We start from the raw sequence: 20,286 nt of genomic DNA on the forward strand, positions 1-20,286 counted from the left end.
TCACCACTCGCCCCGTGCTGGACCTGCGACGACTTACGGGGAGTTCTCGGACTCCACCGTGATGTCGCCCGCGATGATCTGCTTCTGCAGCTCGGCGAGCTCGTCGAGGAGCCCGTCGGGCAGCTGGGACTCGAAGTCACCGAAGCCGGAGAGCTTCACTCCCTCGTTCTCGAGCGTTCCCACGTACGGGGCCGGGTCGAAGTCGCCGGCGGCGGCCGCGATGGTCGCGTCCTTCACGGCGACGTCGATCGCCTTCATGATCGAGACCAGGGTGATGTCGGCGACGCTCGGGTCAGCCACGGCCAGGTCGCTGTCGACACCGAGCATCAGCGTGTCCTTGCCGCTGTCGGCGATCGCCGCTGCCGCGCTCTGGTAGACCGGGCCACCGACGGGCAGGATCACGTCGACGCCCTGGTCGAGCACGCCCTGAGCGGTCTGCTTGGCCGTGTCGTTCGCGTCGAAGCCGCCCGTGAACGAGCCCTTCTGCGTCGCGGCGTCCCAACCGAAGACCTGGACCGAAGCGGACTTGTCCTCATTGTACTTCTCGACACCGAGCTGGTAGCCGTCCATGAACACGGCGACGGACGGGATCTGCATCCCGCCGAAGGTGCCGACCTTGTTCACGCCGCTCTGCGCCGACCAGGCGGCCGAGGCGTAGCCACCGAGGTAGGCGGCCTGAGCCGTGTCGAAGACCAGCGGCTTGATGTTCGGGGCGTCGACGTTGCCGTCGAAGTCGTTGTCGGCCCAGTCGTCGATGATCGCGTAGTCGATCTCGGGGTTCGCGAGGGCGGACTCGACGGTCGCAGCCGACAGCTTGAAGCCGACCGAGACGATGAGCGAGCAGCCCTCGGAGACCGCGGTCTCGAGGTTGGGCGCGTAGTCGTTGTCGTTCGCCGACTCGAACTCGAGCGGCTTGATGTCCAGCTCTTCGGCGGCGGCGTCCATGCCTTCCTTCGCGGACTGGTTGAACGACTTGTCGTTCCATCCGCCGGCGTCGGAGATGAGGCACGGGAGGAAGTCGGAGTCAACCGGCTTCTCGGAACCCGACCCGCTGTCGGTCGGGGCCTGGCCGCAGCCGGCGAGTGCGAAGATGACGCCCGCGGCGACCGTCGCGCCGAGCAGCTTCTTGGTGGTGGAGATGGTCAACTGATGCCTCCCTCAACGAACCCGCGGCCATCGCGGATCGATCAAAGTTACCTACTGTTTCAGCTTTTGCACACGCTCGCCCCGCATGTGCTGGCCAAAGGTTACAAAGCTGAAATCAACCCACCGGATGAGCGTGGGATCGTGCTCATCGGCGCACGCCTCAGAGCACGTCCCCCCGGCCGGTGAGCTTGAGTGACTCGACGACGCCCTTCACCCGCTGGGCATGCTCGACCGTGGTGACGAGCAAGGCGTCGGGGGTGTCGACCACGACGATGTCCTGGACACCCACCAGGCTGATCACCCGCGACGTCTGACTGACCAGGATCCCGCTCGCCCCGTCCGTGAGCACACGTGCGTTCGGCCCCAGGACGGCGAGGTCGTTCTTGCGTCCGTTGTTGATGAGCTTGGTCAGCGAGGCGAAGTCGCCGACGTCGTCCCAGTCGAAGTGCCCGGGGACGACCGCGAGGTGTCCTCGGCGAGCGGCCGGCTCGGCGACGGCGTAGTCGATCGCGATCTTCTTGAGGCGCGGCCAGATTCGATCCACCGCGGGTCCGCGCCGATCGCGATCGTCCCAGGCCTCGGCGAGCTCGAGCAGGCCGGCATGCAGTTCCGGCTCGTTCGCCGCGATCTCGTCGAGCAGCACGCTCGCCTTCGCGATGAACATGCCGGCGTTCCAGAGGTAGCCCCTGTCCGCCAGGTACGCCTTTGCCGTGTCCAGGTCGGGCTTCTCGACGAAGCTCTCCACGAGCGCGGCCTCCCTGGCGCCCTCGACCACGAGCTCCGGGCCCTTCTTGATGTAGCCGAAGCCGATCGCGGGTTCTGTCGGTGTGATGCCGATCGTGCAGATGTAGCCTTCGCGGGCGACCTCGACGGCGTCGCGGACGGCGAACTCGAACACCCGGGTGCTGCGGATCACGTGATCCGCGCTGAACGACCCGACGATCACGTCGGGCTCGCGGCGATGCAGGATCGCGGCAGCCAGTCCGATCGCCGCCGCCGACTCCCGCGGCTCCGACTCCAGGAAGACGTTCAGATCGGCGATGCCCGGCAGCTCCGCCTCGACCGCAGCGCGATGGGCGCGTCCGGTGACGACGGCGATCCGGTCCGGCCCGGTGAGCGGCTCCAGGCGATCCCAGGTGTCGCGGAGCAGGGAGTGCCCGGATCCTGTCAGGTCGTGCAGGAACTTCGGCGCATCCGCGCGGGAAAGCGGCCACAGCCGACTGCCGATGCCGCCGGCGGGAATGACGGCATAGAAATCCTCGATGGTCTCACTCACCCTGCCAGGGTACCCGCGGCCTCCTGAGCCGTTGCGGACACTTAGGCTCGCCTTCGTCGCTCCCCGTGTTCGGACAGGAATAGGATGGACAGCGATCGGGCGTGCCTGCCACTTCGACGAGCACACACTTGAACGAGAGCAGCGCACGCGACCGACGCACATCGATCAGGGAGGACGACCGTGTCCACGAGCGCGCGCTTGACACCGTCGATTTCGGAAACCACGTCAAAGACCCCCCGCGGCACCCTCTATCGGGGACGCGAAGGCATGTGGTCGTGGGTGCTTCACCGCATCACCGGAGTCGCCATCTTCTTCTTCCTTTTGGTGCACGTGCTCGACACGGCACTCATCAGGGTGTCGCCGGAGGCGTACAACGCCGTCATCGGCACGTACAAGAACCCCATCATGGCGCTCGGTGAGGTCGTGCTCGTCGCGGGCATCGTCTTCCACGCCATGAACGGGCTGCGCATCATCGCCGTCGACTTCTGGTCGAAGGGTGCGAAGTACCAGCGCCAGCTCTTCTGGGGCGTGCTGCTGGTGTGGGGCATCATCATGGCCGGCTTCGTGCCCCGCCACCTGATGCTCGCATTCGCCGGGTTCGGAGGAGGACACTGATGTCTGCACAGACCGTCGCCGCCCCGGTGCGCCGTCGCCGCGGAGTGAACCTCGAGAAGTGGGGCTGGGTCTTCATGCGCGCGTCGGGCATCGTGCTCGTCGTCCTGATCTTCGGCCACCTCTTCGTCAACCTCATGCTCGGCGAGGGCATCCACGCCCTCGATTTCGCGTTCATCGCCGGCAAGTTCGCCACGCCGTTCTGGCAGTGGTGGGACGTCCTGATGCTGTGGCTCGCGCTCATCCACGGCGCGAACGGCATGCGCACGATCGTGAACGACTACGTCACGAACACCACCGCTCGTAAGGCCCTCACCTGGGCGCTCGGCCTCGCCGCCGGTCTGCTCATCATCCTCGGCACGCTCGTGGTCTTCACGTTCGACCCGTGCCTGGGAGTGACCGAGGACAGCGTCCTGTGGTCCGAGTGCGCCGCACTGGTCGGGAACTGAGAAGAAGGCTAAGAAGAAGTGACTACCGAGACGCAGGATTCCGTCGTCCGTGACGGCGTGCACTACCACCAGTTCGACATCGTGATCGTCGGCGCCGGCGGCGCCGGGATGCGTGCGGCCATCGAGGCCGGACCCGGCGCGAAGACCGCGGTGATCTCCAAGCTGTACCCCACGCGTTCGCACACCGGTGCAGCGCAGGGCGGTATGGCCGCGGCGCTCGCCAACGTCGAAGAGGACTCCTGGGAGTGGCACACCTTCGACACCGTCAAGGGCGGCGACTACCTCGTCGACCAGGATGCCGCGGAGATCCTCGCGAAGGAGGCCATCGACGCGGTCATCGACCTCGAGAACATGGGTCTCCCCTTCAACCGCACGCCCGAGGGCAAGATCGACCAGCGACGCTTCGGCGGACACACGGCCGAGCACGGCAAGACCCCGGTCCGCCGCGCCTGCTACGCCGCAGACCGCACGGGCCACATGATCCTGCAGACGCTGTTCCAGAACTGCGTCAAGCTCGGCATCAACTTCTTCAACGAGTTCTACGTGCTCGACCTGCTGACGGTGAAGGACGCCGACGGGAACACCCAGGTCGCGGGAGTCGTCTCCTACGACCTGGCGACCGGCGAGCTGCACGTTTTCCAGGCCAAGGCCGTCATCTTCGCGACCGGCGGGTTCGGCAAGATCTTCAAGACGACCTCCAACGCGCACACCCTCACGGGCGACGGCGTCGGCATCGTCTGGCGCAAGGGCCTCCCCCTCGAGGACCTCGAGTTCTTCCAGTTCCACCCGACCGGTCTCGCCGGCCTCGGCATCCTCCTCACCGAGGGCGCACGAGGAGAGGGTGCGATCCTGCGCAACGCCTCGGGCGAGCGCTTCATGGAGCGCTACGCCCCCACCATCAAGGACCTCGCTCCTCGTGACATCGTCGCACGCTGCATGGTGCAGGAGGTCCTGGACGGCCGTGGCGCCGGCCCCCACAAGGACTACGTGCTGCTCGACTGCACGCACCTGGGCGCCGAGGTCCTCGAGACCAAGCTGCCCGACATCACCGAGTTCGCCCGCACGTACCTGGGCGTCGACCCGGTCGTCGAGCCGGTGCCCGTCATGCCGACCGCCCACTACGCCATGGGCGGCATCCCGACGAACAACGACGGCGAGGTCCTCGCGGACAACACCACCGTCGTCCCCGGTCTCTACGCGGCCGGCGAATGCGCGTGCGTCTCGGTCCACGGCGCCAACCGCCTCGGCACCAACTCGCTGCTCGACATCAACGTGTTCGGCAAGCGTGCGGGTCGCAACGCGGTCGAGTACGTCAAGACCGCCGAGTTCGTGCCGCTCCCCGAGAACCCCGCGGGATTCGTCTCGGGCATGCTCGAGGATCTGCGCAACAACCAGGGCACCGAGCGCATCGCCGTACTCCGCAAGACGCTCCAGGACGAGATGGACAAGGGCGCGCAGGTCTTCCGCACGCACGAGTCCCTCCAGCACGTGCTCGGTGTCATCGCCGAGCTGCGCGAGCGGTACAAGAACGTGCACGTCGACGACAAGGGCAAGCGTTTCAACACCGACCTCCTCGAGGCCGTGGAGCTCGGCTTCCTGCTCGACATCGCCGAGGTCGTCGTCTACGCCGCACAGAACCGCGAGGAGAGCCGCGGCGGCCACATGCGCGACGACTTCCCGAAGCGCAACGACGACAAGTACATGAAGCACACCATGGCGTACCTGACCGGCGACCCGCACTCCTCCACGCCGAGCGATCACATCAAGCTCGACTGGAAGCCGGTGGTGTTCACGAAGAACGAGCAGGGCGAGTTCAACTACCCGCCGATGGAGAGGAAGTACTGAGCATGTCGACTGCCATCGCAGAAGCACCTGCCGACACGACCGAAGAGACGGCCATCCAGTCCTTCATCGTCACCTTCAACATCCGCAGGTTCGACCCCGAGGTCGACGCCGAGCCGCACTGGGTCGACTACGACGTGGAGCTGTACTCCACCGACCGCGTGCTCGACGCCCTGCACAAGATCAAGTGGGAGGTCGACGGCTCGCTGACCTTCCGCCGCTCCTGCGCGCACGGCATCTGCGGCTCCGATGCCATGCGCATCAACGGCCGCAACCGCCTCGCCTGCAAGACGCTGATCAAGGACCTCGACATCTCGAAGCCGATCTACGTCGAGGCCATCAAGGGTCTGCCGCTGGAGAAGGACCTCGTCGTCGACATGGAGCCGTTCTTCGCGTCGTACCGCGAGGTCCAGCCGTTCCTGGTCGCCAGCTCGGTGCCCGAGAAGGGCAAGGAGCGCGTCCAGTCCATCGCCGATCGCGAGATCTTCGACGACACCACCAAGTGCATCCTGTGCGCCGCGTGCACCTCGTCGTGCCCCGTGTTCTGGACCGACGGGCAGTACTTCGGCCCCGCAGCGATCGTGAACGCCCACCGGTTCATCTTCGACTCGCGCGATGACAACGCCGCTGTGCGCCTCGACATCCTCAACGACAAGGAGGGCGTCTGGCGCTGCCGCACGACCTTCAACTGCTCCGAGGCGTGCCCCCGCGGCATCGAGGTCACCAAGGCGATCGCCGAGGTCAAGCAGGCGATCCTCCGCGGGCAGCCCTGACGCGCTGATTCAGACTCCTTCGAGAACAGGCGGTTCCCTTCCGGGGACCGCCTGTTCTCGCGTCAGCGCCTCTCTCCCGCCCCACACGCTTGGATAGGGTGGGGATGTGTCTGAACCCGTTGACGCCGCGTCCGAGCCCGGTCGCCTCGATGCGGCCGTCGAACGCGCCACTGCGCTGACCCAGCGCACGCTCGCGCTGTTCCCCGTGCGGGTCTGGCGCCACTTCCTGCAGCACAACGGCTTCCTCCTCGCGGCGGGCGTGAGCTACCAGGCGCTGTTCGCCATCTTCGCGGCGATCTATCTCGCCTTCGCGATCGCCGGCCTCTGGCTCGGCGGCAGCGAGGACGCGGTCAACGGCCTGATCGCCATGATCAACAGCTACATCCCGAACCTGATCCTCCCCGAGGGACAGGGCGGTGTCGTCACCCCCGAGCAGGTGCAGGAGATCGCGGCGAGCACCACCGGAGTGCTGAGCATCACGGGTCTGATCGCCCTCGGCACCGTGATCTGGACGGCGATCGGCTGGGTGACCTTCTCCCGCCGCGCGACCAGGGACATCTTCGGGCTACCACCGGACCGCCGCAGCTACGTGATCCTGAAGGCGCGCGACCTGCTGGCTGCGCTGATCTTCGGCATCTCCCTGATCGTCGGCTCGCTCCTCAGCTCGGCCAGCGCCGCGGTGCTGAGCTGGCTGCTCAGCCTCCTCGGCTGGGACTCCGGATCGGACGGCCTCAACCTCGGCATCCGCATCGGCACGGTCATCGTGTCCTTCGCGCTCATGTCATCCGCGCTGGCGGCGATGGTGCGTTTCCTGACCGGAACGTCGCTGCGCTGGCGCACGATCTGGCCGGGCGCGCTCCTCGGCGGTGGCGCGATGACCATCCTCCAGTACGGGGCGGGATTCCTGCTGAGCTACACGCCCTCCAATCCGCTGCTGGCCACGTTCGCCATCTTCATCGGTCTGCTGCTGTGGTTCCGCGTGAACGGGGTCGTCATGCTGGTGGCCTCCTCCTGGATCGCGGTCTCCGCGCAGGACCACGATCTCCCGCTCCTGCAGGAGACCGAGGCCGAACGTCGGATCGCGGAGTATCAGACCCTGCTGACGGCGGCGCGCATCCGGGTGCGGGAAGCGCACGCGGCCCGCACCCAGGCGCCCTGGTACCGCGCCTGGGTGGCGAATCGGGCCGTGCGCGACGCCGAGGAGGAACTCGCCGACCTCGAAGCGTCCCCTCCCCCACCCGCGGCAGCGACGACGCCGCTCGCGCAGCGTCTGCTGGCGGAGCTGAACCGGTCGGGAAGGGATGTCGGCGGCTCTCGTTAGGCTGGGAGCATGCCTCATCTGCGTATCGCCACGGTCAATGTCAACGGGATCCGAGCGGCGGCTCGCAACGGGATGAGCGGGTGGCTGGACGACGCCGGTGTCGACATCCTCACGCTCCAGGAGGTCCGCGGACAAGACGAGCACATCGAAGCCGCTCTCCCCGGCTGGTCGTTCGTGCACGACGAGGCGACGGCGAAGGGCCGTGCCGGGGTCGCGATCGCGAGCCGCGTTCCGGCTGTGGCTTCGCGCACCGCGTTCGGCCCGGAGGATTTCGACTCCAAGGGCCGCTGGATCGAAGCCGACTTCCTGATCGGCGACCGTCCGCTCACGGTGGTCAGCGCGTACGTCCATTCGGGCGAGGCCGACACCCCCAAGCAGGAGGAGAAGTGGAAGTTCCTCGATGCCTTCGGCACCCGGCTCGGTGAGCTCGGCACCGACGGAGCACTCGCGCTCGTGACGGGAGACCTCAACGTCGGACACCGTGAGCTCGACATCAAGAACTGGCGCGGCAACCGCAAGAAGGCCGGATTCCTCCCCCGGGAGCGCGCCTACTTCGACCGATTCCTCGGTGAGGCGGGAACCGAGGTCACCGGCGTCGACGGCACCGTGGGCACGGGTCTCGGCTGGGTCGACGTCGGACGGAAGTTCCACGGCGAGGTCGACGGCCCGTACACCTGGTGGTCCATGCGCGGACAGGCGTTCGACAACGACTCCGGGTGGCGCATCGACTACCACCTGGCGACGCCGGCGCTCGCGGAGCGGGTCGAGACCTACCACGTCGCGCGCGCCGCAGCCTACGACCAGCGGTGGAGCGACCATGCGCCCGTCGTGGTCGACTACCGCTACTGATCCGAGCCTGACGCGGTACCGCCTGCGTAGCGGTACCACCCGTGATACTCCAGGACCGTGCCGAGAACGGGGCTCGTCGCGCGCATGTCGATCGTGCGTCGACGGTGAGCCTCGTCCCACCCGTCGACGAGTTCGACATCGATCCGCAGGATTCCACGAAGTGCGATCCGGTGTCCTCCCACCCGCAGTGCGACGGCGCGCGTGTTCATGCGCAGCGCGCCGTCGCCCGTGACCGAGCACTGCTCGAGCATCTGCACGCGGCCGCGGGCCCCCAAGGCGTTCTGCACGATGCCGGGACGCCCGGTCGCGAAGAGCCGATCCACGACGTGCTGTGTCGCGCCGGGGAAACGGAACTCGCGGACGGTGTCGAGCGTTGCGCGTCCGCCGTGCGACCGACCTGACACCGTCTCGATGCGGAACGGCACGTCGCGGGCGAACCGTGTCACGAGCAGCCCCGGCCCGACCACCGGCGAGGCGAGACCGGCAAGGCGTCCGAACTTGCTGCCCGCGACCTCGAACAGGCCCTCCGCGCTGTCGTGAGTCGCTTCGACCCTCATCTGCGCGAGGAGCTCGGGATGGAGCCGCTGCGCGTCCTCCCCCAACGCCTCGAGAAACGCCGCGCCTCGCGCGTTCGCCCCTGCGAAGGGCACGGCACCTCTTCCTGTCGACCGCGCGGGAGGAGAAGGAGAGGCCATGCGGCCATCGTAGGCGCAGGGCACGCACCCCATAGGATTGATCCTGTGACGAAACCTCGCCTTTACTCCGGAATGCAGCCCTCCGCCGACTCCCTCCAGATCGGCAACTACATCGGCGCGCTGCTCCAGTGGCGAGATCTGCAGACCTCCTACGACGCCTACTTCTCGGTGGTCGACCTGCACGCCCTCACGGTCGCCCAGGACCCGGCCGAGCTCCGCGAGAAGACGCGCCGCACCGCTGCACAGTACATCGCGGCAGGCATCGAGCCCTCGCTGTCCACCCTGTATGTGCAGTCGCACGTGCGCGCCCACGCCGAGCTCGCCTGGATCCTCAGCACGATCACCGGTTTCGGCGAGGCCGGCCGGATGACCCAGTTCAAGGACAAGTCGACCCGCTACGGCGCCGATGCGACGAGCGTCGGGCTCTTCACCTACCCGGTGCTGATGGCAGCCGACATCCTGCTCTACCAGACCGACGTCGTTCCGGTCGGCGACGACCAGAAGCAGCACGTCGAGCTCACGCGCGATCTGGCCGAGCGCTTCAACTCCCGCTTCGGCGCGACGTTCACGGTGCCGATGCCGGTCATCCAGAAGGAGACCGCCCGCATCTACGATCTGCAGAATCCGACGGCGAAGATGTCGAAGTCGGCGGAGAGCGATGCCGGTGTGCTGTGGATGCTCGACGACCCCGCGAAATCGGCGAAGAAGATCATGCGTGCGGTCACCGACAACGAGGGCTCCGTGCGCTTCGACCGGGAGAACAAGCCGGGCGTCTCGAACCTGCTCACGATCTATGCCGCACTCAGCGGGCGTCAGGTCGCATCGATCGAAGACGAGTACGCCGGTCGCGGCTACGGAGACTTCAAGAAGGGCCTCGCCGACGTCGTCGTCGAGGAGTTCGAGCCGGTGCGCGCGCGTGCACTCGAGCTGCTCGACGATCCGGCGGAACTCGACCGCATCCTGGCGGAGAACGCCAGCCGCGCCGATGCCGTCGCCGATGCCACCCTGTCGGACGTCTACGACCGCGTGGGGCTGCTCCGCCGCGTCTGAGCCGCGCCTAGGATGGGGTCGTGACTGATCCACAGCTGCCACCTCCGGTACCGCCCGCGTACCCGGCTCCCGCCGCGTCCCCGGCACCGTCCGCATATCCGGCGCCTTCCGGGTATCCGGCGCCTTCCGGGTATCCGGCAGCGCCTCCTGGGGCCTACCAGGTGCCCGTCGGAGGCTATGCCGCACCCGCGGGGACGTACGCCGTCCCCGCGACCGCGCCGCGCCCGTCCGCCGTCCTCGGCGTCGTCGCCCTGGTCCTCTCGCTCGTCGCCGCGGTCGTGCCCGCGATCCTGGTGGGGATCAGCGCCTTCGAGATCGGACGCGTCCTTCCGCAAGGCGTCACGACCACGACGTCCGACGATCTCAGCCTGCTGTCCCCCGCCCGGGATCAGGTGCTGTGGGCCGAGCTGTCCTTCTGGCTCGGAACGATCCTGGGCATCGCCGCGATCGTGCTCGGCATCATCGCGATCGCCAAGAAGAAGGGCAGGGGCGCCGGAATCGCGGCCCTCGTGGTCGCCGTGGTGGGCGTGGTCCTGTTCTTCATCGTGCTGGTCACGGCCCTCGCGGCCGGGAGCGCTGCAGGCTTCACCACGTATACGTCCTGACCCGGGCCTCCGCGCGGTCTGAAGGTGTCAGCGCGGCGCGTGGTGCTTCTGCTGCGCCGCGAGCAGACCTTCGCCCACGAGCAGTTCGACCGCGTCAGCGGCGTCCGCGATGAGGATCGGCAGGTTCGGCCGCTCGTCCTTCCCGAACGGCGCCAGCACCCAGTCCGCGGGATCCTGACGCCCGACCGGGCGCCCGATGCCCACTCGCACGCGCGGGAAGTCGGCGGTGCCCAGAGCGCGCGCCACATCGCGAACGCCGTTGTGTCCGCCATGCCCGCCCCCGGTCTTGAGCTTCACCGTGTCGAAGGGGATGTCGAGTTCATCGTGCACCACGACGACCTGCTCGGGGGGAACGGAGTAGAACCGCACCAACGCGGCCACGGGCGTGCCCGAGACGTTCATGAAGGTGTTCGGCTTGGCGAGCACCAGCTTGTCCGCACCGGGGCGCAGCCAGGTCTCGACGACCCGCGCTCCGCCCTTGTGCTCGCGGAAGGTCTCGCCGCGCCGCGCCGCGAGCTCGTCCACGACCATCTGGCCGATGTTGTGCCGGGTCGTCTCGTATCGCGGCCCGGGATTGCCGAGTCCGACCACGAGCCAGGTGGATGCCATGTCCTCGTCCTCTCGATACCCGGGTGCGGGCCCCGGGTCAGGATACGACAGAGGGGACGCGATCGGATCGCGTCCCCTCTGTGATGAATCAGTCGGAGATCACTCCGCGGCGGCCTCTTCGGTCTCCTCGGCAGCGTCGGTCTCCTCCGCGGACTCGTCCTCGGACGGAGCCGCGGGAACGGAGACGGCGACCACGAGGACCTCGGGGTCGGAGAGCAGCGTGGAGCCCTTGGGGAGCTTCACGTCGGCGGCGGTGATGTGCGCGCCCTCTTCCAGGCCCTCGACCGAGACCTCGATGTTCTGCGGGATGTGCGTGGCCTCGGCCTCGATCGACAGCGTGGTCGCGTCGAGGTTGACGATGGTGCCGGCAGCCGACTCACCCGTGACGATGATCGGAACGTCGATCGCGACCTTCTCGCCCTTCTTCACGACGAGCAGGTCGATGTGCTCGATGATCTGGTGCACCGGGTCGCGCTGGACGTCCTTGACCAAGGTGAGCTGGCTCTTGCCCTCGATGTCGAGCTCCAGCAGCGCGTTGGCGCGACGGATGATGAGCGAGACCTGGTGGCCGGGAAGGGCGACGTGCACGGGCTCGGTGCCGTGACCGTAGATGACGGCGGGGATCTTGCCGGCGGCGCGGAGGCGGCGGGCGAAGCCCTTGCCGAAGCTCTCGCGGAGCTCGGCCTGGACCTTGGTGTCTTCAGACATGGGGTTCTCCTTCGGGACACGCAGCGAAGGCGCCGCGCGGTGGTCTTGGATATTCGAACTCGCTGACGCAGGAGGAAAGCCACCGGGCTTGCTTCGCCGCGTCGATAACGGATGATCGCGCACGCGCAGAAGCATCCCTCGCCGAGGTACAGCCTCAATGGTACCGGATGACCCGATAGGCTGAGGACACCGGTCCTTTTCTGCAGAACACGGAGAACCCCATGCTCGACGGCGCCTTCCTTTCGCACGCACTCCTCTGGCTGATCGGCGCCATGACCGTGTGCGCCGTCGTGGGCAGCCTGGGCGCCCTCTTCTCCATGGGACGCTCGAGCTACCGCAAGGACTGAGCGCGGGGCGCAGGCCCTTCTCCCCTCTGCACGGCTGCCGCGATGGCGGCCGAGGCCGTTCGCACATCCGCCGACTCATCGACGCGGATTCCACCCTCATCGGCTTCGAGGGATTCGAACGCCGCGAGCTGGGAGTCCAGGAGCGCCGCGGGCATGAAGTGGTCGGTACGCAGCCGCATGCGCTCCTCGAGCACCGCGCGTGCGATCGTGAGCTCCGCGAAGAAAGCGTCGGGCGCCTCTTCTCTGATGCGGTCGCGATAGGCACGCCGGAGGGCCGAGCACGCGACGACGATCCGCTCCTCGCCACGCAGTGTCTCTCCGACGAGGCGAAGCCACGGCAGACGGTCATTGTCATCCAGCGCGATTCCCGCCGCCATCTTGCGGACGTTCGCCTCCGGATGCAGATCGTCGCCATCGACGAACCGTGCGCCGAGCGTCTGAGCGAGGAACGCGCCCACCGTCGACTTCCCCGAGCCGCTGGGGCCCATCACGACGATGCGCAGGCTCCCGCTCAATAGAACTCCTCCGTGTCGACCACCGACATCAGCGGTCGGCCGTCGAGCAGGCGCCCGGCGTTCTCCGCGAAGCGTCGCGCGATCCGCTCCTCTTCTTTCGCGCTGAGGGCGGCGGTGTGCGGGCTCACGAGCACCTTCGGGTGCGTCCACAGCGCAGACGTCGCGTCCAGCGGCTCCTGCTCGAAGACGTCGAGGGCGGCGAAGGCGATGCGACCGTCGTCGAGGGCTCCGAGCAGTGCGTCCTCGTCGATGACGGAGCCGCGCCCGACGTTGGCGATGATCGCCCCCGGCTTCACGGCGGCGAGCACCTCGGCACCGATCAGATGGTGGGTCTGAGCGGTTCCCGGGAGCGTGACGACGATCGCGTCCACCTGGGCCACCGCTTCGGTCAGTTCCTCCATCCGCACCAGGCGATCCACGCCCGCCACCGGCTCACCGGACCGTGTCGTCCCCCAGACCCGCGCGCCGAGCCCGTGGAAGCGCCGCGCGCACTCCGTACCAATGCCGCCGAGCCCGACCACCAGCACGATCATCTCGTCGAGCTGACGCATCTCCCAGCGGTCCGGCCAGGTGCGCGTCCCCTGGTCGGCGAGAAGGCGCGGGAGATTCTTCGCTCCGGCCATCACGCCGAACACCGCGAACTCCGCGAGCGGGCCACCGTGCACGCCGGCGCTCGTGGTGAAGACGACGCGATCGAGCGCGTCCCGGTCGAGACCGGCGGCCTTCACGGTGGCACCGCCGCCCGCGGCAGTCGTCATGACCCAGCGCAGGCGCGTGTTCGCCGTCACGGTCCTCGCCAGTGCCTCCGCGTCGACGTCGGGGATTCCGAAGAGCGCATCGGCGGAATCGACCAGCTCGTCGAACGCCTGCTGCTGGCTCGGCGTGCGCGTGTACTCCGGATCTCCGGACCAGTCGGCGGGACCGCGCATCGGCGGCAGGAGTGCGTGATCGCTGATCACTTCGACGCGGGGCTCGATCTCCTCGATCAGTCGGCACAGGTCCTCCGGCAGCGGCACCGCCACGACCGCGCGCAGCTCTTTCTCGATCCCCGTCACGCTGGTCCTTTCCTCGGCGGCGTCGGCGGCCAGGTGAGAGCCTCCCGCGCACGCACCACGATCTCGCCTCCAGCGTAGACGTCTCGCACCGTGACACAGGTGAGCGCAGAGCGCCCGTACAGCGATACGCTGAATCCACCCCTTCTTCACGATCGAGGAGCCTTCTGTGCCCGAAGCATCAGCGAACATCGGAGTCGTCGGACTCGCCGTCATGGGATCGAACCTCGCCCGCAACCTCGCCAGTCGCGAGGGCAACACCGTGGCGATCTTCAACCGCAGCTACGAGAAGACCCAGACCCTCCTCGACGAGCACCCGGAGGCCGGCTTCGTCCCGGCCCGCACCTACCAGGAGTTCGCCGATTCACTGCAGAAGCCGCGCACCGCGATCATCATGGTCAAGGCCGGTGGCCCCACCGATGCCGTGATCGACGCGCTGGTCGAGGTCTTCGAGCCCGGCGACATCATCGTCGACGGCGGCAACGCCTACTTCCCCGACACCATCCGCCGGGAGAAGGCGGTCCGCGAGACCGGCATCAACTTCGTCGGCGCCGGCATCTCCGGTGGCGAGGAAGGGGCACTCACCGGCCCCTCGATCATGCCCGGCGGCTCGGACGAGTCCTGGGTCACGCTCGGACCGATCCTGAAGTCGATCGCCGCGATCGCCGAGGGTGAGCCCTGCGTCACGCACATCGGACACGACGGTGCCGGCCACTTCGTCAAGATGGTGCACAACGGCATCGAGTACGCCGATATGCAGCTCATCGCCGAGGCCTACGACCTCATCCGTCGCGGCACCGGCAAGTCGCCCGCCGAGATCGCCGAGATCTTCGCCGAATGGAACAAGGGCGAGCTGGAGTCGTACCTGATCGAGATCACCGCCGAGGTGCTCCGTCAGGTCGACGCTTCCACCGGCAAGCCGCTCGTCGACGTGATCCTCGACCAGGCCGGGGCCAAGGGCACCGGAGCCTGGACCGTGCAGACCGCACTGTCCCTGGGCGTTCCCGTGTCGGGCATCGCCGAAGCGACGTTCGCCCGCTCCCTCTCCTCACACCCCGAGCAGCGCGCCGTCGCCGGTGGACTCCCCGGCCCCGACGAGGAGTTCACGGTCTCGGATGAGGACACCGAGCAGTTCATCGAAGACGTGCGCCTGGCGCTCTACGCGTCGAAGATCGTCGCCTACTCGCAGGGCTTCGACGAGATCCGCGCAGGTGCGGCCGAGTACGGCTGGAACATCGACCTCGGCGCGATCTCGAAGATCTGGCGTGGCGGCTGCATCATCCGCGCCCAGTTCCTCAACCGCATCGCCGATGCCTACGCCGCGACTCCCGATCTGCCGGTGCTGATGACCGCACCGTACTTCGCCGAGGCGCTCGCGCGCGGCCAGGCGTCGTGGCGCCGTGTCGTCGTGACCGCGGCCCAGGCGGGCATCCCCGCACCGGCGTTCTCGTCGTCGCTGTCGTACTACGACGGCATCCGCGCCGACCGCCTCCCCGCGGCCCTCGTGCAGGGCCAGCGCGACTTCTTCGGCGCGCACACCTACAAGCGCATCGACAAGCCGGGCACCTTCCACACCCTGTGGTCGGGCGACCGCACCGAGATCGAAGCCGAAGACACGCACTGAGGCTCGCCGTCGAAGGGCCGGGTACCGCAAGGTATCCGGCCCTTCGTGCGTCACACCGTGATGTTGTGGTTGCGGTGGAACAGGTTCTGCGGGTCCCACGCGGCCTTCGTGGCCCGCAACCGAGCGAGGGCGTCTTCCGAGAACATGCCGGAGACGGCCTGCGGCCTCTCGGTGTCGGCGAAGTTGCCGTACTCGGCCAGACGCCCCCGCTCGATCACGCTCCAGTCCGCGTCGATCGCGGCACGGGTCTCGTCATCGATCAGGCCGGGGATGTCGAAAGCGCCGGCGAGGACGAACCAGTTCGCCGCGCGGGCGGGGAACGCCGTGTCTTCCTGCGCGACGTCGCGGATGGCCCCACCCAGGGACCGCAGGAACAGGACCGATGCCGGATACGAACGGCGGAAGGCCACCAGCTGCGCGATGAGCGCGTCGTCGAGTTCGGCGTAGAGACCGTTGCCCCCGATGAATCCGGGAGGCGAGGCGGGCTCCTCGCCCTCGGGGGCCGGCATCTCCAGCAGCACCTCCCGATATGCCGGCGTCGTGACTTCGGTCTGCACTCCGTCGAGGGCGGAGATCGGTTCCATCACGGCGCGCAGCCGGTCGGGCTCCGGCGCGGCCCACACCGCGCTCAGACGAGCACCCGCCGGCGCGCTCGGATCCATCGGCGGGACGTCCATGTACGTGACCGTGAGTTCTCGAGGCGCGTCACGGAGCAGGTCTCGGGTGGCCTTCAGCACGGCGGCCTCGTCGCCATCGATGCGACTCTCCGAGAAGGCGATGCCGGGCAGCGGGTGGGCTGCGAAATCGAAGCGGGTGACGATGCCGAAGTTCCCTCCGCCGCCGCGCAGAGCCCAGAACAGATCGGGGTGCGCATCCGCCGAAGCCTCGACGACCTCCCCCGTCGCCGTGACGACCTGAGCCCCGATGAGCTGATCGACCGCGAGGCCCCAGGCGCGCGCCATCCATCCGATGCCTCCGCCGAGCGTGAGTCCGCCGACTCCCACCGACGCGGTGTCGCCGGAGCTGAGGGCGAGACCGTGCGCGGCCAGAGCCGTCGCGACGTCGCCCCAGACCGCGCCGCCACCGATGCGGACGGTGGAGCCGTCGACCTCGACCTGTGACAGTTCGCCGAGCTCGAGACGGACACCCGCGGCAGGGCCGTGAGACCACGGGCCGTGCCCGCCCGAGACCACGGTCAAAGGTACGGCCTCGCGGGACGCCAGGCGCACGACCTCGGCGACCTCGGTGACGGTACGGGGGCGGTGGACGGAAGGGACAGGAGCAACAGAGTCGTCGGCCATGCCGACACTGTAGTCAGCGCCGCCGACATCGCATCTCCCGCTCTCAGGCAACACATAGCTCGCTCCATAGAAATCACATAGGAGATTCCGCAGAATAGGGATATGACCAGCGACCTGCCCGAACTGCGCCGTCCCGACGGCTCCCCCTTGCGGATCCTCGCCGTCGACGACGAGCAGATGCTCACCGACCTGCTCGCGATGGCCCTGCGGATGGAGGGGTGGGAGGTGCGCACCGCGTCCTCCGGCATGGAGGCGCTGCAGGTGGCCAGGGAGTTCGAGCCCGACGCGCTCGTGCTCGACATCATGATGCCGGATCTCGACGGCATGTCCGTGCTGAGACGGCTCCGCGAATCCGGGAACCTCGTCCCCGTCCTGTTCCTCACCGCGAAGGATGCCGTGGGCGACCGCGTCGCCGGGCTCACGGCGGGCGGCGACGACTACGTCACCAAACCGTTCAGTCTCGAAGAGGTCATCGCGCGTCTCCGGGCGATCATCCGCCGCACCGGTCACGCCACCGCCGATGACGGGCAGTCGATCCTGCGCGTCGCAGACCTCACCCTCAACGAGGACAGCCATGAGGTCGTCCGCGACGGCACCGAGATCGAGCTCACCGCGACCGAGTTCGAGCTGCTGCGGTACCTGATGCGCAATGAGCGCCGTGTGCTGTCGAAGGCCCAGATCCTCGACCGGGTCTGGAGCTACGACTTCGGGGGCAAGTCCTCCGTGGTGGAGCTGTACATCTCGTACCTGCGCAAGAAGATCGACGCCGGACGCACGCCCCTGCTGCACACCGTCCGCGGCGTGGGGTACATGATCAAGGCTCCGCAGTGAGCTCTGCGGCGGTGCGGAGGAGGCCGATGAGCCTGCAGACGCGGCTGATGACGGCCGTGATCGGGTTCGTGTCGCTGATCCTCATCATCGTCGCCATCATCACGAGCGCGACCCTGGGGAAGACCATGGAGGATCAGCTCGATCAGAAGCTGAGCGCCTCCGCGGACCAGGTCGCGCGATGGGCGCACAATTTCTCCCCGAGCGACGCGACCGCGTCCAACATCCTGTCGGGGCAGAACGTGCCGCAGTCGGGGCTCCTGCTGGCCGTGGTCAGCCCCCTCACCGGCGCCTCCGGAGTCGTCGTGACGAACACTCCCGGCGACGAGTTCACGGGCACACTGCAGCCGCTCGACGCGACGCAGATAGCCGAGATCGCCGCGGCGCTGCACGGCACCTCGGTGGCCACGGTCTCGATCTCCGATCTCGGCTCCTACCGGATCATGGCACTGAACACCGCGAGCGGCGTCGGCGTCGTCACGGGTCTTCCCCGCGACGAGATCCAGAATCAGCTCGCCCAGCTGCTCACCGTCATCGCCCTCGCGACAATCGGCGGTCTCATCCTGCTCGCGTTGACCACGGCGGTCACCATCCGCGTGGGACTGCGACCACTCCGTGCCGTCGCGATGACGGCGACCCGGGTCGCGAACCAGCAGCTCGATCGCGGTGAGGTGACCATCACGGAACGTGTTCCTTCATACGAGGCCGATCCGCGCACCGAGACCGGACTCGTCGGGGCATCGCTGAACAAGCTCCTCGATCACGTGAACAGCTCGCTCGCCTCGAGGCAGAAGAACGAAGAGCGGATGCGACGCTTCGTCGCCGACGCCAGTCATGAGCTGCGCACACCGCTCGCCTCCATCCGCGGCTACTCGGAGCTGTCGCTGCGCGCGCTGCATCAGTCCGATCGGAGCGCTGAGCGCCCCGAGGTGATCGAGAGCACCACGACCTCCCTCGAGCGCATCCAGGCGCAGTCGCTGCGGATGACACGACTCGTCGAGGACCTGCTCCTGCTGGCGCGCCTCGATGAGGGACGCGAGCTCGTCTACAGCACGGTGGACCTCACGCAGCTGGCCCTCGAAAGCCTCTCCGATGCGCGTCCCACGGCCGTGGACCACCACTGGCAGATCGAGGTCCCCGAAGAGCCCGTCACCATCGTGGGCGACGCGGGGCGGATGCACCAGGTGGTCGCCAACCTCCTGGCGAATGCGCGCACGCATACCCCCGCAGGGACGACCGTCACGCTCAGCGTCATGCAGGACGGCGAGGACGCGGTGCTGCGGGTCCACGACGACGGCCCCGGCATCGACCCCGCCATCCGCGACGAGCTGTTCGCTCGCTTCGCCCGCGGTGACAGCTCACGAGCCCGTCAGACCGGCGGGACCGGGCTCGGCCTCGCGATCGTCAAGGCCATCGTCGAAGGCCACCACGGCACCATCGACGTCACCAGCGAACCGGGCGACACGACCTTCACGGTCCGCATCCCGGCCACGCCGGCGAGCGCGGCCTCCGAGGCCTGAGGCGCGTCGGACCGCGCGGCTCCCGTCCCGTCCCGTCCCCTCCCGTCCCGTCTGCCCGTGCGTTTGTCGGGAGATCGGACGGTAGCAGGTCGGGGCGGACCGTTCCTCCCGACATCCGTCCGATCTCCCGACGAACGCGCACAAGGATGGTCCGCAGGTCAGTCACGCCCCCGGAGACGGAGGATGGCCGCGATCACCGCTGCTTCGACGGTCGGCCACGCGTGCACGATCTGCGCGTAGTCGAACCGCAGTGTCTCGTAGCCGAGGACCGAGGCGGCAGCATCCCTCACCAGATCCCGATGCCGGTGCCCGGGGGCCTCATGATTGCCCTTCCCATCCGCCTCGAGGATCAGAAGGCCGTCGAGGACGAAGTCGACCTTGCCGACGGTGGGGATGCGCACCTGGCACTCCAGCGTGATGCCGCTCAGATGCAGTCGGAGCCTCAGGAGCGACTCGAGGCCGCTGTCGGCGTCGGACCGCGCCAGATCGACGAGCCAGTGGGCGCGAGCGGGCAGGCGGCGGCGGATGCGGTGACGCGCGGCGGAAGAGATCTTGCGCTGCGTCAACGCGGACTCGAGCGCGGCGAAGAACACCTCATCGCCAGCGCAGCGGTACACGTGGATGAGCACCTCCTCCAACGGTGCGAGGCCGACTCCCGCCCGCCCGGCGTCGTAGTGCCCGACGCACTCGCAGTCCGCGTGATGAACACGCCCGTTCCCTCCGAGCCACACGTGCGGGGGACCGTCCGCGGACAGCACCCAGATGCCGTGCAACCGCAGGGCGTGCGTGCAGGTCAGCGCCCCGCCGTGAGCCGCGGCCTCCTGCAGACTCAGGTCAGCGGTCGGCACGGCGAACACGCCCGGTCTCACCCGCACGAGCGCGCCCGCCCGCACCTCGTCGGCCCGCATCCGACGGGTGATCCCGTAGCGCTGAAGAAGGGTTCCCCGGACGACTCCGCCGTGCTGGGCGGTCACTGCTGCGGCTCTGAGCATTCGACGATCCTGCCTTCGCTGCGGCCGCCTCCGACGCCCGGAATGCCCGTTTGTGGACACACGGCGACCACGTTCGCGTTCTGCAGGAAGACACGCCTCGCACGCCTGCCGGGAGGTTTCACGGACGTCGGGTCGAAACCGGGAGATTGCCCGACATCCGTTCAAACTCCCG

General features: G+C 68.1%; 21 protein-coding genes. 12 read left to right on the plus strand and 9 right to left on the minus strand.

The annotated features are described in order from the left end of the window. Positions 1 to 33 precede the first annotated feature (33 nt). A complete protein-coding gene (locus tag E0W80_RS11835) occupies positions 34 to 1,146 on the minus strand; it encodes a BMP family ABC transporter substrate-binding protein (protein WP_047523604.1) in 1,113 nt (370 codons plus the stop codon). A 160-nt stretch (positions 1,147 to 1,306) separates the two neighbouring features. Then, positions 1,307 to 2,422, minus strand: a complete 1,116-nt coding sequence (locus tag E0W80_RS11840; RefSeq protein ID WP_131492692.1) for a mannose-1-phosphate guanylyltransferase — start codon at positions 2,420 to 2,422, stop codon at positions 1,307 to 1,309. Between the two features lie 180 nt (positions 2,423 to 2,602). Between E0W80_RS11840 and sdhC the strand changes: the two genes are divergently transcribed. The 6 genes from sdhC (at position 2,603) to E0W80_RS11870 (ending at position 8,268) form a co-directional block, all read left to right on the plus strand. Then, positions 2,603 to 3,037 (plus strand): succinate dehydrogenase, cytochrome b556 subunit, encoded by a 435-nt coding sequence (gene sdhC, locus E0W80_RS11845; RefSeq protein ID WP_072591539.1) that lies wholly within the window; start codon positions 2,603 to 2,605, stop codon positions 3,035 to 3,037. Beyond that, positions 3,037 to 3,483 (plus strand): succinate dehydrogenase hydrophobic membrane anchor subunit, encoded by a 447-nt coding sequence (locus E0W80_RS11850; RefSeq protein WP_047523606.1) that lies wholly within the window; start codon positions 3,037 to 3,039, stop codon positions 3,481 to 3,483. Before sdhC ends, E0W80_RS11850 begins: the two co-directional genes overlap by 1 nt. Positions 3,484 to 3,501: 18 nt before the next feature. Further along, positions 3,502 to 5,328 (plus strand): succinate dehydrogenase flavoprotein subunit, encoded by a 1,827-nt coding sequence (gene sdhA / locus E0W80_RS11855; protein ID WP_047523607.1) that lies wholly within the window; start codon positions 3,502 to 3,504, stop codon positions 5,326 to 5,328. A gap of 2 nt (positions 5,329 to 5,330) precedes the next feature. After that, on the plus strand, positions 5,331 to 6,098 hold the full coding sequence (locus E0W80_RS11860) for a succinate dehydrogenase iron-sulfur subunit (RefSeq protein WP_047523608.1): 768 nt from the start codon (positions 5,331 to 5,333) through the stop codon (positions 6,096 to 6,098). 106 nt (positions 6,099 to 6,204) lie between these two features. Beyond that, positions 6,205 to 7,419 (plus strand): YihY/virulence factor BrkB family protein, encoded by a 1,215-nt coding sequence (locus E0W80_RS11865; RefSeq protein ID WP_131492694.1) that lies wholly within the window; start codon positions 6,205 to 6,207, stop codon positions 7,417 to 7,419. 9 nt (positions 7,420 to 7,428) lie between these two features. Beyond that, positions 7,429 to 8,268: an exodeoxyribonuclease III gene (locus tag E0W80_RS11870; RefSeq protein ID WP_131492696.1), complete on the plus strand. Its 840-nt coding sequence runs from the start codon at positions 7,429 to 7,431 to the stop codon at positions 8,266 to 8,268. On the opposite strand, the gene E0W80_RS11875 is transcribed toward E0W80_RS11870, so the two are convergent. Beyond that, entirely contained in the window at positions 8,262 to 8,963 is a 702-nt protein-coding gene (locus E0W80_RS11875) for a DUF4166 domain-containing protein (protein WP_081997046.1), read from the minus strand. The two genes, E0W80_RS11870 and E0W80_RS11875, sit on opposite strands and share 7 nt — an antisense overlap. A gap of 45 nt (positions 8,964 to 9,008) precedes the next feature. Here E0W80_RS11875 and trpS point away from each other — a divergent pair, with 45 nt between their 5' ends. Further along, positions 9,009 to 10,013, plus strand: coding sequence for a tryptophan--tRNA ligase (gene trpS / locus E0W80_RS11880; protein ID WP_131492698.1), 1,005 nt, complete (start codon positions 9,009 to 9,011; stop codon positions 10,011 to 10,013). Positions 10,014 to 10,033: 20 nt separating this feature from the next. Next, positions 10,034 to 10,618 (plus strand): hypothetical protein, encoded by a 585-nt coding sequence (locus tag E0W80_RS11885; RefSeq protein ID WP_205802336.1) that lies wholly within the window; start codon positions 10,034 to 10,036, stop codon positions 10,616 to 10,618. Positions 10,619 to 10,645: 27 nt separating this feature from the next. Here E0W80_RS11885 and pth read toward each other — a convergent pair whose 3' ends face one another. Continuing rightward, complete coding sequence (pth, locus tag E0W80_RS11890) at positions 10,646 to 11,227, minus strand: aminoacyl-tRNA hydrolase (protein ID WP_131492699.1); 582 nt, start codon at positions 11,225 to 11,227, stop codon at positions 10,646 to 10,648. 99 nt (positions 11,228 to 11,326) lie between these two features. Further along, positions 11,327 to 11,935 carry a 50S ribosomal protein L25/general stress protein Ctc gene (locus E0W80_RS11895; protein ID WP_131492701.1) on the minus strand — a complete coding sequence of 203 codons (609 nt, stop codon included), beginning with the start codon at positions 11,933 to 11,935 and terminating at the stop codon, positions 11,327 to 11,329. Between the two features lie 221 nt (positions 11,936 to 12,156). On the opposite strand from E0W80_RS11895, the gene E0W80_RS19505 reads away from it, so the two are divergent. Further along, on the plus strand, positions 12,157 to 12,282 hold the full coding sequence (locus tag E0W80_RS19505; protein ID WP_269406029.1) for a hypothetical protein: 126 nt from the start codon (positions 12,157 to 12,159) through the stop codon (positions 12,280 to 12,282). Here the strand turns inward: E0W80_RS19505 and E0W80_RS11900 are convergent. Together E0W80_RS11900 and E0W80_RS11905 are read right to left on the minus strand one after the other, a co-directional pair. Continuing rightward, positions 12,267 to 12,797, minus strand: coding sequence for a gluconokinase (locus E0W80_RS11900; protein WP_131492703.1), 531 nt, complete (start codon positions 12,795 to 12,797; stop codon positions 12,267 to 12,269). The genes E0W80_RS19505 and E0W80_RS11900 overlap by 16 nt on opposite strands. Further along, entirely contained in the window at positions 12,794 to 13,852 is a 1,059-nt protein-coding gene (locus tag E0W80_RS11905; RefSeq protein WP_131492705.1) for a D-2-hydroxyacid dehydrogenase, read from the minus strand. Before E0W80_RS11905 ends, E0W80_RS11900 begins: the two co-directional genes overlap by 4 nt. A gap of 166 nt (positions 13,853 to 14,018) precedes the next feature. Here E0W80_RS11905 and gndA point away from each other — a divergent pair, with 166 nt between their 5' ends. Continuing rightward, complete coding sequence (gene gndA / locus E0W80_RS11910) at positions 14,019 to 15,473, plus strand: NADP-dependent phosphogluconate dehydrogenase (RefSeq protein WP_131492707.1); 1,455 nt, start codon at positions 14,019 to 14,021, stop codon at positions 15,471 to 15,473. Between the two features lie 50 nt (positions 15,474 to 15,523). Here the strand turns inward: gndA and E0W80_RS11915 are convergent, their stop codons facing one another. Next, a complete protein-coding gene (locus E0W80_RS11915; RefSeq protein WP_131492709.1) occupies positions 15,524 to 16,774 on the minus strand; it encodes an FAD-binding oxidoreductase in 1,251 nt (416 codons plus the stop codon). A gap of 102 nt (positions 16,775 to 16,876) precedes the next feature. Here E0W80_RS11915 and E0W80_RS11920 point away from each other — a divergent pair, with 102 nt between their 5' ends. Together E0W80_RS11920 and E0W80_RS11925 are read left to right on the plus strand one after the other, a co-directional pair. Further along, a complete protein-coding gene (locus E0W80_RS11920; protein ID WP_047523621.1) occupies positions 16,877 to 17,605 on the plus strand; it encodes a response regulator transcription factor in 729 nt (242 codons plus the stop codon). A 26-nt stretch (positions 17,606 to 17,631) separates the two neighbouring features. Then, on the plus strand, positions 17,632 to 19,122 hold the full coding sequence (locus E0W80_RS11925; RefSeq protein ID WP_131492711.1) for an ATP-binding protein: 1,491 nt from the start codon (positions 17,632 to 17,634) through the stop codon (positions 19,120 to 19,122). A gap of 158 nt (positions 19,123 to 19,280) precedes the next feature. On the opposite strand, the gene E0W80_RS11930 is transcribed toward E0W80_RS11925, so the two are convergent. Beyond that, the gene (locus tag E0W80_RS11930; protein ID WP_131492713.1) at positions 19,281 to 20,114 is read right to left on the minus strand and encodes a DUF559 domain-containing protein; all 834 of its coding nucleotides are present in this window, start codon (positions 20,112 to 20,114) and stop codon (positions 19,281 to 19,283) included. Positions 20,115 to 20,286: the final 172 nt, after the last annotated feature.

This window comes from Microbacterium sp. PI-1 (genome assembly GCF_004337555.1).
Classification (GTDB): Bacteria; Actinomycetota; Actinomycetes; order Actinomycetales; family Microbacteriaceae; genus Microbacterium; species Microbacterium aurugineum.

Bases quoted from the DNA above. Each gene is read 5' to 3' on its own strand.
- E0W80_RS11850 (WP_047523606.1), top strand. From the start codon at position 3,037: ATGTCTGCACAGACCGTCGCCGCCCCGGTGCGCCGTCGCCGCGGAGTG.
- E0W80_RS11860 (WP_047523608.1), top strand. From the start codon at position 5,331: ATGTCGACTGCCATCGCAGAAGCACCTGCCGACACGACCGAAGAGACG.
- E0W80_RS11870 (WP_131492696.1), top strand. From the start codon at position 7,429: ATGCCTCATCTGCGTATCGCCACGGTCAATGTCAACGGGATCCGAGCG.
- E0W80_RS11875 (WP_081997046.1), bottom strand. From the start codon at position 8,963: ATGGCCTCTCCTTCTCCTCCCGCGCGGTCGACAGGAAGAGGTGCCGTG.
- pth (WP_131492699.1), bottom strand. From the start codon at position 11,227: ATGGCATCCACCTGGCTCGTGGTCGGACTCGGCAATCCCGGGCCGCGA.
- E0W80_RS11895 (WP_131492701.1), bottom strand. From the start codon at position 11,935: ATGTCTGAAGACACCAAGGTCCAGGCCGAGCTCCGCGAGAGCTTCGGC.
- E0W80_RS19505 (WP_269406029.1), top strand. From the start codon at position 12,157: ATGCTCGACGGCGCCTTCCTTTCGCACGCACTCCTCTGGCTGATCGGC.
- E0W80_RS11915 (WP_131492709.1), bottom strand. From the start codon at position 16,774: ATGGCCGACGACTCTGTTGCTCCTGTCCCTTCCGTCCACCGCCCCCGT.
- E0W80_RS11920 (WP_047523621.1), top strand. From the start codon at position 16,877: ATGACCAGCGACCTGCCCGAACTGCGCCGTCCCGACGGCTCCCCCTTG.
- E0W80_RS11925 (WP_131492711.1), top strand. From the start codon at position 17,632: ATGAGCCTGCAGACGCGGCTGATGACGGCCGTGATCGGGTTCGTGTCG.
- E0W80_RS11930 (WP_131492713.1), bottom strand. From the start codon at position 20,114: ATGCTCAGAGCCGCAGCAGTGACCGCCCAGCACGGCGGAGTCGTCCGG.